Origin of the sequence: Sphingobacterium chungjuense (genome assembly GCF_011316935.1) — a bacterium.
Classification (GTDB): Bacteria; Bacteroidota; Bacteroidia; order Sphingobacteriales; family Sphingobacteriaceae; genus Sphingobacterium; species Sphingobacterium chungjuense.
In genome coordinates this window covers 426,571-441,158 of the sequence record NZ_WLYS01000002.1, presented here as the reverse complement: position 1 = coordinate 441,158, position 14,588 = coordinate 426,571, and the positions used below count along the sequence as shown (strand labels likewise).

Annotated in this window: 16 protein-coding genes; 11 read left to right on the top strand and 5 right to left on the bottom strand. The window is 41.1% G+C overall.

All coding sequences use genetic code 11. The features are described from left to right. Positions 1-130: 130 nt before the first annotated feature. A complete protein-coding gene (locus GKO22_RS06700) occupies positions 131-262 on the top strand; it encodes a 30S ribosomal protein THX (RefSeq protein ID WP_166333459.1) in 132 nt (43 codons plus the stop codon). Between the two features lie 56 nt (positions 263-318). Here the strand turns inward: GKO22_RS06700 and lysS are convergent, their stop codons facing one another. Beyond that, on the bottom strand, positions 319-2,040 hold the full coding sequence (gene lysS / locus GKO22_RS06695) for a lysine--tRNA ligase (RefSeq protein WP_166333457.1): 1,722 nt from the start codon (positions 2,038-2,040) through the stop codon (positions 319-321). Positions 2,041-2,239: 199 nt separating this feature from the next. Between lysS and GKO22_RS06690 the strand changes: the two genes are divergently transcribed. The 6 genes from GKO22_RS06690 to GKO22_RS06665 all read left to right on the top strand — a co-directional run bounded on the left by GKO22_RS06690 (position 2,240) and on the right by GKO22_RS06665 (position 7,272). Next, complete coding sequence (locus tag GKO22_RS06690) at positions 2,240-2,488, top strand: type B 50S ribosomal protein L31 (protein ID WP_116774508.1); 249 nt, start codon at positions 2,240-2,242, stop codon at positions 2,486-2,488. Between the two features lie 141 nt (positions 2,489-2,629). Beyond that, a complete protein-coding gene (locus GKO22_RS06685) occupies positions 2,630-3,847 on the top strand; it encodes a putative sugar nucleotidyl transferase (protein ID WP_166333455.1) in 1,218 nt (405 codons plus the stop codon). A 5-nt stretch (positions 3,848-3,852) separates the two neighbouring features. Continuing rightward, on the top strand, positions 3,853-4,623 hold the full coding sequence (gene tpiA / locus GKO22_RS06680) for a triose-phosphate isomerase (RefSeq protein WP_166333453.1): 771 nt from the start codon (positions 3,853-3,855) through the stop codon (positions 4,621-4,623). A 3-nt stretch (positions 4,624-4,626) separates the two neighbouring features. After that, positions 4,627-5,466: a 50S ribosomal protein L11 methyltransferase gene (prmA, locus tag GKO22_RS06675; RefSeq protein ID WP_166333451.1), complete on the top strand. Its 840-nt coding sequence runs from the start codon at positions 4,627-4,629 to the stop codon at positions 5,464-5,466. A gap of 20 nt (positions 5,467-5,486) precedes the next feature. Continuing rightward, the gene (locus tag GKO22_RS06670; RefSeq protein ID WP_166333449.1) at positions 5,487-6,857 is read left to right on the top strand and encodes a Mur ligase family protein; all 1,371 of its coding nucleotides are present in this window, start codon (positions 5,487-5,489) and stop codon (positions 6,855-6,857) included. 85 nt (positions 6,858-6,942) lie between these two features. Then, positions 6,943-7,272 (top strand): helix-turn-helix domain-containing protein, encoded by a 330-nt coding sequence (locus tag GKO22_RS06665; protein WP_166333447.1) that lies wholly within the window; start codon positions 6,943-6,945, stop codon positions 7,270-7,272. Positions 7,273-7,375: 103 nt separating this feature from the next. Here GKO22_RS06665 and GKO22_RS06660 read toward each other — a convergent pair whose 3' ends face one another. Both GKO22_RS06660 and GKO22_RS06655 read right to left on the bottom strand, forming a co-directional pair. Beyond that, complete coding sequence (locus GKO22_RS06660; protein WP_166332963.1) at positions 7,376-7,537, bottom strand: hypothetical protein; 162 nt, start codon at positions 7,535-7,537, stop codon at positions 7,376-7,378. 225 nt (positions 7,538-7,762) lie between these two features. Then, positions 7,763-8,887 carry a CofH family radical SAM protein gene (locus tag GKO22_RS06655; RefSeq protein ID WP_166333445.1) on the bottom strand — a complete coding sequence of 375 codons (1,125 nt, stop codon included), beginning with the start codon at positions 8,885-8,887 and terminating at the stop codon, positions 7,763-7,765. A gap of 207 nt (positions 8,888-9,094) precedes the next feature. Between GKO22_RS06655 and fbaA the strand changes: the two genes are divergently transcribed. Together fbaA and GKO22_RS06645 are read left to right on the top strand one after the other, a co-directional pair. After that, the gene (fbaA, locus tag GKO22_RS06650; protein ID WP_166333443.1) at positions 9,095-10,174 is read left to right on the top strand and encodes a class II fructose-bisphosphate aldolase; all 1,080 of its coding nucleotides are present in this window, start codon (positions 9,095-9,097) and stop codon (positions 10,172-10,174) included. Between the two features lie 173 nt (positions 10,175-10,347). Then, the gene (locus tag GKO22_RS06645) at positions 10,348-10,665 is read left to right on the top strand and encodes a hypothetical protein (protein ID WP_166333442.1); all 318 of its coding nucleotides are present in this window, start codon (positions 10,348-10,350) and stop codon (positions 10,663-10,665) included. An 83-nt stretch (positions 10,666-10,748) separates the two neighbouring features. Here the strand turns inward: GKO22_RS06645 and GKO22_RS06640 are convergent, their stop codons facing one another. Together GKO22_RS06640 and GKO22_RS06635 are read right to left on the bottom strand one after the other, a co-directional pair. Beyond that, positions 10,749-12,062 (bottom strand): ABC transporter permease, encoded by a 1,314-nt coding sequence (locus tag GKO22_RS06640; RefSeq protein WP_166333440.1) that lies wholly within the window; start codon positions 12,060-12,062, stop codon positions 10,749-10,751. Positions 12,063-12,071: 9 nt separating this feature from the next. Then, positions 12,072-12,992, bottom strand: coding sequence for an ABC transporter ATP-binding protein (locus tag GKO22_RS06635; protein ID WP_166333438.1), 921 nt, complete (start codon positions 12,990-12,992; stop codon positions 12,072-12,074). Positions 12,993-13,117: 125 nt separating this feature from the next. On the opposite strand from GKO22_RS06635, the gene yihA reads away from it, so the two are divergent. Continuing rightward, entirely contained in the window at positions 13,118-13,732 is a 615-nt protein-coding gene (yihA, locus tag GKO22_RS06630) for a ribosome biogenesis GTP-binding protein YihA/YsxC (protein ID WP_166333436.1), read from the top strand. Continuing rightward, a complete protein-coding gene (locus tag GKO22_RS06625) occupies positions 13,729-14,583 on the top strand; it encodes a 4-hydroxybenzoate octaprenyltransferase (RefSeq protein WP_166333434.1) in 855 nt (284 codons plus the stop codon). The genes yihA and GKO22_RS06625 overlap by 4 nt, the downstream gene beginning before the upstream one ends. Positions 14,584-14,588: the final 5 nt, after the last annotated feature.

Genomic DNA, 14,588 nt, shown 5'->3' with positions numbered 1-14,588 from the left:
TTTTGATACATCGTAAATATCTTTCGTATATGAGGGCTTTCATCTAGGGTGCTCATTTGCATCTTTCATCATAAATTAATACATTGCTGATATAGAGTTTAAATCTTAATGTTCATTAAAACTAAAAACTATGGGTAAAGGTGATAAGAAAACGAAAAGAGGAAAAATCATTACAGGGTCTTACGGAACAAGTAGGCCGGGAAAAAGAACAGAAGGCCGTAAGGCTTCAGATACTACAGCCAGTAAGAAAGTAGAAGCATAAAGAAGGGGCGAACATCAAGATGTTCGCCCCTTCTTTATGCTGGTTGCGCTGGTGGTTTACTGCGCTGCCGCAAACCAAGCGGTTACTTCCTCTTTAGAAGGCATGGACAGATCTAGTTTTAATTTCTTGCGCATCCCGCCCAAGTCATTAAATACTTTATTAGGATTGGCTTCTTTCAATGATTCGATTGTTTCAAAACCCATCTTTTGCAAAACCGGAACCCAACCAGCTGGGATGCCTAACGCCGCAAACTCCTCTTCGGTGGATACCTTGCTTACTTTCTCTGGACGCATTTGTGGGAAGAATAATACTTCTTGAATGGAAGGATTATTGGTCAAGAACATAATCAAGCGATCCATGCCGATACCTAAGCCTGAAGTAGGTGGCATACCATATTCCAATGCCCGTAAGAAATCTTGGTCAATAAACATCGCCTCATCATCGCCTTTTTCAGAGAGCGACATTTGATCTTCGAAACGAGCCCGCTGATCGATTGGGTCATTTAACTCCGAATACGCGTTGGCAATTTCTTTACCACAGACCATTAATTCGAAGCGTTCTGTTAGCTCTGGATTATTACGGTGCTTTTTCGTCAGTGGCGACATTTCAATAGGATAGTCCGTGATGAAGGTTGGTTGAATGAAGTTACCTTCACATTTCTCACCAAAGATCTCATCGATCAACTTTCCTTTGCCCATCGTTTCGTTCACAGCGATGCCCATTCCCAACGCTGCTTCGCGAAGCTCCTGTTCTGATTTGCCAGAGATATCAAAGCCTGTAAAATTCTTAATAGCATCGGTCATCGTAACGCGAGCATAAGGCGCTTTAAAGTCGACTTTGTGTTCGCCAAAGGTAGCTTCCGTTGTGCCATTCACCGCTATCGCGCAATGCTCCAATAGTTTCTCGGTGAAGTCCATCATCCAGTTGTAATCCTTGTATGCTACGTAGATTTCCATCGCGGTGAATTCTGGATTGTGCGTGCGATCCATTCCTTCGTTGCGGAAGTTTTTCGAAAACTCGTATACGCCATCAAATCCGCCGACGATCAGGCGTTTTAGGTATAATTCATTCGCGATGCGCAAATAAAGTGGAATATCCAAGGCATTGTGATGTGTTACAAACGGACGAGCGGCTGCACCACCTGGTATAGATTGCAATACCGGAGTTTCTACCTCCATATAACCGGCGTCATCAAAAAAGCGACGCATCGCGCTGTATAGCTTCGTACGTTTTACAAAGATTTCTTTGTTTTGCGCATTCACAATTAGATCCACGTAACGCATACGGTAGCGTTGCTCTGGATCGGTAAAAGCATCATATACCTTACCATCCGCCTCTTTTACGATTGGCAATGGGCGCAATGCTTTGGTAAGCACTTTTAGTTCCTGTACGTGAATGCTGATTTCACCAGTTTGCGTGGTGAATACATGTCCTTGTATGCCGATAATATCACCGATGTCCAATAGTTTTTTGAAAACGGTATTATATAATGCCTTATCCTCTCCGGCGCAGATATCATCACGCTTTACGTAAGCTTGAATGCGTCCGGTAGAATCTTGTAGTTCTACGAAAGACGCGCTGCCCATGATTCGGCGGCTCATGATGCGTCCTGCAAAACTGATATTCTTATAGTTTAACTTATCTTTTTCGTAGTTCTCCGTGATATCGGCTGCGGTTACATTGACCTCAAACTCCTCAGCAGGGTAGGGATTGATCCCTAGATCAATAATGCCCTGAAGGTTTTGCCTGCGTTGCTGTTCCTGTGCGGAAAGTGCCATATAATTTTCTTTTCTTATTTTTATCAACTGCAAACTTAGGAAATTTAAGGGGTAAATTGGTTTAAAAATGCGTAGCACGCTTTAGAAGCTACAATCAAAATTTTGTAGGATAATATTTGTTCAAAATGTTTGATTATGTTTGTGGAATACGTTAACTTTGCACCTCAATTATTGAGTATACAAGTAATCATAACATAAAATGAAAAAAGATTTGCATCCATCAAACTACAGATTAGTTGTCTTCAAAGATATGTCTAACGAATATTCTTTCTTGACAAAATCATGTGTAGATACTAAAGAAACGACCACTTGGGAAGATGGTAACGAGTATCCATTGGTCAAATTGGAGATTTCACATACTTCACACCCATTTTATACAGGTAAAATGAAATTGGTTGATACGGCTGGTCGTATTGATAAATTCCGTAGCCGTTACAACAAGAAGTAATTTTCTGGTAAAACAGATGTCTACATACAAAAGTCTCGATCGTATATTGGTCGAGACTTTTTTTGTGAATTGTCAATGGCATATTTGCTGTATCCATTCCATAAATGTGATACCTGCATTTTAGTTTTGTATCTTTAGCCTATGATTGAGACGATCTTTCTGTTTGATGATGCATCTTGGCGTGAGCAATTGTTACCTTTGGTTGCCACAAGGCCAGTGTCAGATCTTCGAGTCGGTATTTTTACGATTGCCCAAAAATGGAGATCATTTGCTGGCGATAGGTCAATATACTACCTCACAGCTGATTATTTGATGGAGAAATACGGTAAGCAGCTACCCGAAGCCAAATCAGCCGTGATCATTAAAGGTAATGTGTTGCCCACCGATGCCTTATTCAAAGCAATAGCTGCTTTGCCAATCGGCTCTGTATTGATGCAAGAAGAGCAATGGATAGCCTGCCATATCCATACTACAGGCATTTTCTCAGAATCAGATATTTCTACTCTGCAAGCGGTGGCATTCCGCGAATTTGTACAATTCATTCACTATCCGGAAGATATTTTTATGGCCAATGCGGCCGAGATTAGCGCAGATTTGCGGCATATCGATCATTATTCTTCAGTTGAGACTTTGCCACAAGGAAATACCTATCATGGCGATAAGATCCTGATGGAAGGAGCACATACCTTTTGTAGTGTGACCTTGCATAGCGAAGATGGGGCGATCTATATTGGTGCTGGCGCAATAATAGAAGATGGAGTATACATCAAAGGTCCGGCTGCGATTTGCGCGGGTGCTCGCGTAAAAACGGGAGCTCGTATCTATCCTAATGTGACGATCGGGCCTGGATCTACGGTTTGTGGTGAGATTAATAATACGGTGATTTGGGGTAACTCAGCAAAAGGCCATGAAGGTTATCTAGGCTGCGCTGTTATCGGCGAAGGTTGTAATCTGGGGGCTGGTACGTCCAATTCCAATCTGAGAAATGATTGGAAGAATGTATCATTGTACGATTATGCTGAAAAAGATTATCGCAATACAGGTTTGCAAAAATGTGGTCTGATCATGGGCGATTTTACGATGGTAGCTATTCATACGCGCTTTACGACGGGCACGGTGATTGGTGTAGGCGCGCAAATAGCTATATCTAAATTTGTGCCTAAATTTGTGCCAGATTTTGCTTGGCTTACCGACGATCGGTCCGAAGCGTATCATTTGGATAAGTTTCTGGCGATGATGCAACGGCGGGATGCGAAAAAAATTAATACGATGAATCCTGTGGATTCCCGTATCTTTGAGTATCAGCATGCTGATACAGAAAATGTAAGAAAAGAGTATTTATACAAATTATCAAAATAAAAATTATGCGTAAGAATATCGTTGCAGGAAACTGGAAAATGAATTTAGACTATGAGCAAGGTGTAAGCTTGTTCTCCGAAATTGTCAACATGGCAAAAGACGAAGTGATCGGTGCTCAAGAAGTAGTGGTCTGCAGTCCAGCCATTCATTTGTCTAGTATTGCAAAACTTTCTTCAGGGGTAGGTAATGTACACTTTGGTGCGCAAAACATCCATCAAGCAGAATCTGGTGCATACACAGGCGAGATTGCTGCTTTACAGGTGAAATCTGTTGGTGCAGAGTACGTTATATTAGGTCATTCAGAGCGTCGTGCGTTTTTTAAGGAAACGGATGCTTTATTGGCAGACAAAACAAATGCTGCTTTGAAGCATCAGTTGAAACCTATCTTCTGTATCGGCGAAACCAAAGAAGAACGCGAGTCTGGAAGTTTCTTTGATGTGATCAAGACGCAATTGGAAGCAGGATTATTCCATCTTTCAGCGACAGAATTTGCACAAGTTGTTTTGGCTTACGAGCCAGTTTGGGCAATTGGTACAGGATTGACTGCTTCTCCAGAGCAAGCGCAAGAAGTGCATGCTTTTATCCGTGCTACAGTAGCAGAAAAGTATGGCGAAGCAGTTGCCGATGATACATCGATCTTGTACGGCGGAAGCTGTAACCCATCTAATGCAGAAAGCTTATTCTCGCAAAAAGATATCGATGGTGGCCTAATTGGTGGTGCGTCGTTAAAATCACGTGACTTTTTGGATATCGTGAAGGTATTCAACGCGAAATAATATATGAAATATACGTCAGTTACTTTTTCATCCTCCGATATGGAGGCTTGGCAAAAAGATCTGCTGATTGCTGAATTAGGCGATATAGGCTACGATACGTTCGAAGATTCTACGAGCGGATTCGTAGCTTATATTCCGGCAGCTAATCTAGATATCCCAGCGTTAGAGAGCTTATTGGTTCGCGAAGCAACAGCATATCAGGTAGATTATGAAGTGCAGGAGATAGAAGATCAAAATTGGAATAAGCTGTGGGAGAGTAACTTTCAGCCCATCACGGTCGACGAACGTCTGTACGTTCGTGCTACTTTTCATAATCCACAACCTGATTACGAGTATGAGATTGTGATCGACCCGAAGATGTCTTTCGGTACTGGACATCATCAAACAACGGCGATGATGCTTTCTTACGTGCTAAATGCTGATCTGGAAAGCAAATCGGTCCTGGATATGGGTTGTGGTACGGGCATTCTGGCTATTGCGGCAGCAAAACGCGGAGCTCAATCTATTTTCGCGGTCGACTATGATGAGATCTGTGTACAAAGTGTGATCGAGAATAGTGCGTTGAATAACGTCATGAATATAGAGACGGCGTTAGGTTCACAAGAGCAGATTGATGGCCGTTCATTTGATGTGATATTGGCCAATATCAATCGCAATATTTTATTGGATCAAATGGAGAGCTATAGCCAAAGCTTAATTGCCGGTGGCAAACTTTATGTGTCAGGCTTTTATGAGGGCGAGGATTTGGAGCTATTAAAACAAAAGGCACAATCTTTTGGTTTGATCTGCAACAATCACCACGTCGTAGATCGTTGGTGTTCGGCGATGTTTGTGAAAAATTAGCTAGATAGGATAGGAAGGATATGCGCATACATTTTATAGCGATAGGTGGTAGTATCATGCATAATTTGGCCATTAATTTGGCTGAGCAAGGTCATCAGATCACCGGATCGGACGATCAGATTGTAGAGCCGTCGAAGTCACGTCTGGAAAAAGCCCATCTTTTTCCGGCGGAGTTAGGATGGTTTCCAGATCAGATTACCGAGGAGCTGGATGCGATCATTTTAGGCAAACATGCCTTAGATGATAATACGGAGTTAAAAAAAGCGCGTGAAATCGGAGTGAAGATCTATTCATATCCTGAATTTGTGTACGAACAAAGTATCAACAAGACACGCGTGGTGATTGCAGGGACGTACGGTAAAACGACGGTGACTAGCATGATTATGCATGTGTTGAAGAAGATGCAGGTAGAGTTCGATTATTTAGTGGGTGCGCAGTTAGAAGGGTTTGATTCTTTGGTGAAGCTCACTAATTCCAGTCCGCTTATTATCATCGAAGGGGATGAATATTACGCTTCTACGTTGGATAATCGCTCTAAATTCCATCTATATCGCCCCAATATCGCGCTGATAACTGGTATAGAATGGGACAGCTTTCGGACGGTAATATCTAGTGAGGATTACTTTGAGCAATTTCGAAAATTTATCGAAAGTATTACGCCGAAGGGCACATTGATTTACAATAAAGACAATGTGAGCCTGCACCAGATTCTAGAAGAGACCAAGGATCTCAAGATAAATCGACATGGCTATAAAATGCCAGAGTACACGATTAACAAAGGGGTGACGTCTGTGTCGGTTTGTGGTCATGATTATTCCTTAAAAGTTTTTGGGAAACACAATCTTTCGAATATCGTCGGAGCATATACGGTATGCGAATGGCTAGGCGTGAAAAGAAATGAATTCTATCATGCGATTCAAGATTTTAAAAGCTCGATTCGTTATTTAGAATTTGTGGCCAGCGGCAATGGTAGTGTGGTTTATCAAGATTTCGCCCATAGCCCAGCCAAAATAAAGTCGAGTATACATGCTATTAAAGAGCAGTTTCCGGCCAAAGCGTTGGTTACTTTTATCGAACTAAATCCTTATGATGCGATAGAAGAAGACCTGATGAAGCAGTACCAGCACAGTATGCAAGAGTCAGATCATGCGGTAGCATTCGTTAATATAAATTCATACAAAGAAAAAAACATTACGAAGGGCGTTCTGGAGGATCATCTTGCTAAAGCGTTTGACCACCCTTCATTCCACATTATCAGCGATATAGAGGAGTTAGAAACGTTTTTGGAATCTTTTCGTTCAAATGGGTATAACTTGCTCTTTATGAGTTCAAACACTCATAATGGCGTGAATATGGCTAGTCTTGCCGATAAATTTTTGAAAGAGGCGTAGAATTTTCTTATTTTATTTCTGTGTTTTATATTTTTTAGTTAAATTTGCTCTATCTGCTATAAACAAAAGAGTACAAAATTTATCTATGAACACATTAGGAAAAAAAATTAGACTTTTAAGACATCAGCGAGGCTGGAGTCAAGAAGATGTAGCCAAGAGATTAGATATCTCTATTCCGGCTTTTTCAAAAATCGAAACAGGTATTACTGACGTTAATCTTTCTCGTTTAAATCAAATTGCCAACCTTTTTGAGCTTAGCTTAGTGTTGTTGCTATCTGATGCGGATTCTGAAGAAAGTAAAGGCGTACAAGAAGAGATGAAAGAGTTAGGCAAAAGATTGCAAACGCGTGAACTTGAGGTGATCGATTTGCAAAAGAAAGTAATTGATCTTTACGAGCAATTACATAAAAGATAATATCTCTAAAACAAAAAGACAGACCACAGCGTCTGTCTTTTTGTTTTGTACAAGATGCTAGCTACTAAATAGCTGGTACTAGATTAGTACTTGTAACCACTGTTTAAAAGTCGTCGTCGTCGAAATCGTCGTCGCCACCCAGGTCCAATCCCTCGAGATCCAAGTCATCATCGAAGTCACTATCGTCGTCTTCAGGTCCATCAAAGCTGAGTAATTTCTCGTCTTCTAGTAAACTTTTTTCCATCGTTTCCATCACGTTTTCCATTGATTAGCTCTCTCTTTTTTTTGTAAAAATATAGAAGAAAAATAAATTTAGCGACTTTTTTTTGAAAAATTATAGTCTGTTAGTCAAGTAGTTATAGACTTGTTTGCGATGTTCTCTTTGTGGATGGTGCTCGTAGCAATAGGGTAGTGAGATTGGCGGAGATAAAAGAAGGGCTTGTATTCTATTTACAAGCCCTTTTAAAGTTTATTAGAAATATTTTTTTACCTAATAATCGATCACCTGTACTTCCATGTGCTCTGGTATAGCACGGAAATCGTATACTTGGTTACGTAGCTGTGGTTCGAAGCCTGCCTCTTTGATCGATTCTTGGATCGAAGTAGAAGTAAAGCGGTGCGGTGCTCCAGCAGCAGATACTACATTTTCCTCAATCATAATCGATCCAAAATCATTCGCACCAGCGTGTAAACATAACTGTGCGGTACGCTTACCGACGGTAAGCCAAGAAGCTTGGATGTTTTTGATATTGGGCAGCATGATACGGCTGAGCGCAATCATACGAATATATTCATCACCAGTCACATTATTGGTGATGCCACGAAGACGCTTTAATAAAGTGCCATCATCTTGGAATGGCCAAGGAATAAATGCAACAAAACCATAATTACCTTCTGGTTTCTCCTGTTGTACTTCGCGCACCCAAACGAGGTGTTCGAAGCGTTCTTCAATCGTTTCAATATGGCCAAACATCATAGTTGCGGAGGTCGGCAGATTAATTTTGTGTGCAGCACGCATCACATCCAACCACTCTTGTCCACCACATTTTCCTTTGGAAATCAATCTACGAACACGATCATTTAGTATCTCGGCTCCAGCGCCTGGTAAGGAATCTAGGCCAGATTCTTTTAATGAGCGGAGGACATCGATATGCGACATGTTTTCTAATTTAGAAATATGTGCAATCTCGGGTGGGCCTAAAGAATGTAATCTTAGATTTGGATATAGTGATTTGAGCTCCTTGAAGATGTTGTTGTAAAATGATAATCCTAGATCTGGGTGATGACCACCTTGCAATAGCAATTGGTCGCCACCAAACTTGAACGTTTCTTCAATCTTCTGTTTGTAAGTTTCGATGTCGGTGATATAGCTGTCTTCGTGGCCTGGGCGACGGAAAAAGTTACAAAACTTACAGTTGGCGATACACACATTGGTGGTGTTCACATTACGGTCGATTTGCCAGGTGACTTTGCCATGTGGTACTTGAATTTTTCTCAATTCATTGGCCACATAAGCTAGGTCGGCTGTCGCCGCATGATGATACAGAAAAACTCCTTCCTCTTGCGTCAGGAAGTCGAATTGTAAAGCACGCTCTAATAAATTATTCACTTTCATCTAAGGACAAAGATACAGGATTTTGACCATAAGTAAAGGGTGGTTGGCGATACAATATGAATTATGAGTTCGTGCTGACAAGCCATAAATAACGCTAATAAAATCGCTTATTTAATAGTGTATATTTTACACTATGATTTTTATATGATGTATTTTTCCGTATCTTTAAAGACAAAAGTATTTTTAATTATTTATCTCAAAACACATATGAGCCTAAAAGATTTTAAAGGTGTATTGACAGGAGATCAGGTACAAGAACTGTTCGAGAAAGCTAAAGAACATAAATTTGCATTGCCTGCCGTTAATATTATTGGTACAAATTCATTGAATGCGGTGATGGAAACAGCAAAAGCGGTTAATTCACCAGTTATTATTCAATTGTCTAACGGTGGTGCACAGTTCTATGCTGGTAAAACTGCTAACAACGATAATCTTAAAGCATGCGTTTTAGGCGCTGTATCCGCAGCACAACATGTGCACTTACTAGCTGAGCATTATGGCGTAGCGGTAATCTTGCACACCGATCACGCAGCAAAAAAGTTATTGCCTTGGATCGACGGGTTGTTAGATGCGGGTGAAAAATTCCATGCACAACACGGCAAACCTTTATTTTCATCTCATATGTTGGATCTTTCTGAAGAGCCATTAGAAGAAAACATTGAAATCTCTGCGAAGTACTTAGCGCGCATGAAACCACTGGGTATGACGATCGAAATCGAACTTGGTGTAACAGGTGGTGAAGAAGACGGTGTAGATAATACAGACGTAGACAGCTCTAAATTGTATACGCAACCAGAAGAGGTAGCTTATGCATACGAAGAGTTATCTAAAGTTTCAGATAAATTCACGGTAGCCGCTGCTTTTGGTAACGTACATGGTGTATACAAACCGGGTAATGTAAAATTGCAACCAGTTATTTTGAACAACTCTCAAGAATATATCCGTGAGAAGTTTAAATTGGATGCGCAAAAACCAGTGAACTTCGTATTTCATGGTGGTTCAGGATCTTCTCCAGAGGAGATCACCGAAGCACTTTCTTACGGAGCGATCAAGATGAATATCGATACAGATATGCAGTGGGCATTCTGGGATGGCGTTCGCCAGTACGATGCGAAGAACCATGATTATTTGCAAGCGCAAATTGGTAACCCAGAAGGAGCTGATTCGCCAAACAAGAAATACTACGATCCACGGGTGTGGTTGCGCAAAGGCGAAGAAGCATTTGTGGCTCGTTTGAAGCAAGCGTTTGAGGAATTGAACGCTGTTAACTCTAACGACAAATTGTAGTTAAGATAATATTTGCGCTCTGTTTTTGATAGCGCACAAAAGGGAGGCCCGGAGAGCCTCCCTTTTTCTTTTTATGAAATTTTTTAAAATTTTAAGCTGTTCATAAACAATTTTGGACGAATTGTTGTTTACACCTACAAGACAACATAATTAGATCAAAAAAATAAGACCTTATGAGATCAAAATTTTATTTTTCGATGATTGCCATCTTTTGCGCGATCACTTTTGTACAACCTGTATTGGCAAACGATGTGCCTGCTGCTAAAGAAGTAACGGCAGATCCTGCTACAGAAGCTCGTATTTCTGAGATTGAAGCTCGCGTAAACGAGATCAAAGCGATGGATCGCAGTAATATGACCAAAGCAGAGCGCAAGGCCATGAAAAAAGAATTGAAAGAATTGAAAAAAGAATCAAAAGCATTAGGTGGTGGTGTTTACTTATCAGTAGGTGCTATTATCATCATTATCTTGTTGTTGATTTTGATTTTATAATCAACGATTCTTTACTTTCAAGTAAGAAAACGGCCTAATCATTTCAACATGATTAGGCCGTTTCTCGTATTTGGTATCTTCGATTAGCGCTTATAATTGAACCACTTGATTAATTCTTTAAAAGTGACTTTCTTACCGTACATCAAGATTCCCACGCGATAGATACGTGCTGCCACCCAAGTGGTGAATATAAATCCTAACACTAACAGTGCGAAGGAAGTTACGATCTGCCAAAGTGGAACATCAAATGGTATACGTACGAGCATCGCGATAGGAGACGTGAGCGGGATAAAGCTGAGCCAAGTTGCAATCGAACCATGCGGATCATTGACAATCACACCAAACGATAAGGCATATGCTAATAGCAAGGGCATGGTAATCGGCATCATAAATTGATTCGTTTCCGTTTCATTGTCCACCGCAGATCCAACAGCAGCAAATAGCGCACTGTACAATAAATAACCGGCCAAGAAAAACAGAAAGAAACAGATCAATAGTTCGGGAAAGTCAATGGATCCCAAAGCGACGTCTAGATCAAAACCGCCTGCAGTTTCCGCCATATCTGCCTGTGGCATACCCGGAGCCGATTGTACTGATGCCGTCATTTCCTTCGAATTATCCATAAATAGAGAGGCCGCAGAGAGTAGACCTGCACTTAAGATTACCCACAATAGAAATTGCGTCAAACCCACCAATCCAATTCCGACAATCTTACCCATCATGAGTTGAAAAGGTTTGACTGAGGAAATGATGACTTCGACAATTCTGCTTGACTTTTCTTCGATAATGCCGCGCATAACCTGCGTACCATATAAAAACAGGGAAAGATATACCAAAAATGCTAATGCAATAGATATTCCCATCGCCACACGCGTGTCGCTATCTTTGGTATCTCCCGTTTCTGTCAATTCTTTTGATGTAATGCGAATGTTGGAATCCAAATCGCGAATGATCGAAGGATCTACACCTAATTCCGAATATTGATGCGCTTGCAAAATACTCGTTAAGTTACTTTTTACCTCATTTTGCGTGGATATATTTGGCTTGCCCGAAGATAGTAGCTCAATACGCTTGCTGTTGTAGAAATCCGCGGGAATGATCAATATATTGATATTGTCTTTCTTGCCCTTGATCTCGGAGATCTGCTCCTGCAATTCAACGTTAGATTTGCTATACGTAATGTTGCGATTATTTTCGAGCTGCTCGCCGATGCCGCCTTGTTGATCCAGTACAAAGACGGTAGCATGAGTATCTTCAAAGCTTTTCTTGGTGAGATAAAAGATCCCCGCATAAAGTGCGATGAAGAATACCGGTACCAAAAAGGTAACCAACAAGAATGATTTTTTGCGCACCCGAGATAGGTATTCGCGCTGTATGATGAGAGATATTTTGTTCATGGCGGATGCTTAAAACTTTTTAATGTTAGTGACCTGCTCGATAAAGATATCGTTCATAGAAGGTACTATTTCCAAAATTTGGTTGATGTTGATTTGTGGAATCAGAAATGACAATACATCATTAAGATTATAAGAAGAGGAGATCTGTATTTTGGCCGTATGTTCGCCATCGTCTTCCGTCTGATCCAGTATATTGTACAGTTCGTTATTGCTTTGTAGTAGTTCCGCCGAATCTTTGGCCGTATAACTAAGCTTGTAGGTTTGGTTTTTGTGGCTGGCTTTTATTTCTTTGACCGCGCCATCCAATATCTTTTTCGATTTATTAATCAATGCAATTTGATCACATAATTCTTCTACCGATTCCATGCGGTGGGTAGAGTAGATGATGGTCGCACCTTTTTTATTCAGCTCCAGTATTTCTTCTTGTATAATTTGTGCATTGACCGGGTCGAATCCCGAAAAAGGTTCATCCAAGATAATCAATTCTGGCTCGTGCAATACCGTCGCGACAAACTGCACTTTTTGCTGCATACCTTTACTCAGGTCTTCGACTTTCTTTTTCCACCAGCTTTCGATTTGTAGCTTTTCGAACCAATATTTTATTTTCTTCTTCGCTTCTTCTTTGGGCAAACCTTTGAGCTGCGCCAGATAGATCATCTGTTCGCCGATTTCCATCTTCTTGTACAATCCGCGTTCTTCAGGGAGGTACCCAATGCGGCTGATGTGCTTGGGTTGTAATGGCTCTCCCTGAAAGAAAATCTCACCAGCATCTGGCGCTGTAATTTGATTAATGATACGAATAAGCGAAGTTTTTCCGGCACCGTTGGGTCCTAATAGGCCGAATATTTGCCCTTCGGGCACGAAAAGAGAAACATCGTCCAACGCGCGGTGGTTGGCGTATTGTTTCACAATGTTGCGAATGTCTAACATGGATAAGATTGGTTTTTTCGAGGCTTAAATTACTGAAAATATCTCGACCTACGCGATATTTTTGTTTATACAAGCCGTTTCGAGTGGTTGTCTACCGTTTTCGGCGAGAAATGCTACCTTTGCATATGTTGATCAAAACGGCAGAGTTCATCTGCAGCAATACACAAATCGATAAATTACCCGAGCCTGATAAGCCAGAGTATGCTTTCATTGGTCGATCCAATGTGGGTAAATCCTCGCTCATTAATGCGATTACGGGGCGAAAATATTTGGCCAAAACGTCTCAAAAACCAGGAAAAACACAGTTGATTAATCATTTTTTGATTAATGATAATTGGTACTTGGTCGATCTTCCGGGGTATGGATTTGCACAAACTTCGAAAAAGAATCGTGCAGATTGGGAGAAATTCATTCGTGCTTATCTGACTCGTCGTGAAACGTTGCAATGTGTTTTTGTATTGATCGATAGCCGGCATGAGCCTCAGAAAATAGATCTGGATTTTGTGTATTGGTTGGGAGAAAAAGGATTGCCTTTTATGTTGGTTTTCACCAAAGCCGATAAACATTCTGGCGTAAAATCCGACCAAAACATCGCCAAATTTCGCCGTGCTCTAAAACAATGGTTTGAAGAGATCCCACCTCACTTCCTAACGTCTTCGGAAACGAAAATCGGTTGTGATGAGTTGTTGAATACCATTGGTGATATTAATGAAAACTTCGTATTGCCTCCAAAAGTATGAAGAAGTACCTGTCTTTAGTGCTTTTTGCACATAGTATTTTTGCACTACCCTTTGCGATTATTGGTTTTTTCTTAGCGGTTTCGATGGGCTTGTTTCACTTTGATTGGCTCTTATTTGTGCTCATGTTGGTCTGCATGGTAACTGCTCGCAACTCGGCCATGGCATTCAACCGCTATTTAGATCGTGATATCGACGCTTTGAACGCGCGTACCGCGGTACGTGACATTCCCGCAGGGCGAGTGGCTCCGCACGAAGCGCTTATTTTTACCATAGTCAACTGTGTGATATTCATTGTCGCTACCTATTTTATCAATCCGCTGTGTTTATTTTTAGCGCCGATTGCCTTATTCGTGGTGTTGTTTTATTCCTACATGAAACGTATATCGCCGTTGTGCCATTTGGTACTCGGTTTAGGTTTGGGATTAGCTCCTGTTGGCGCCTATTTAGCGGTAGCTGGACAGTTTCATATCGTTCCAATTTTTTTCGGTCTTTCGGTCTTAACGTGGGTGAGTGGGTTCGATATTATTTATGCATTGCAAGACGAATCCTTTGATCGGGAGCATGGATTGCATTCTATTCCCGCGCGTTTTGGCGCAGCCAAAGCCTTACAGATTTCGACTTTGCTACACGTATTGTCTTTTGTGTTTGTATTGTTGCCTTTGTTCTATATACCAGTTAGCTGGCCCTATTATGTAGGCTTGCTTTGCTACGGCGGACTGCTGATCTATCAGCACCGTATTGTGAGCCCGACCGATTTAAGTAAAGTGGATCGCGCTTTTATGACCACGAATGGTATTGCCTCTGTGGTATTTATGTTTTGTTTTCTATTGAATTTGTGGGTATTGGGATAAATATT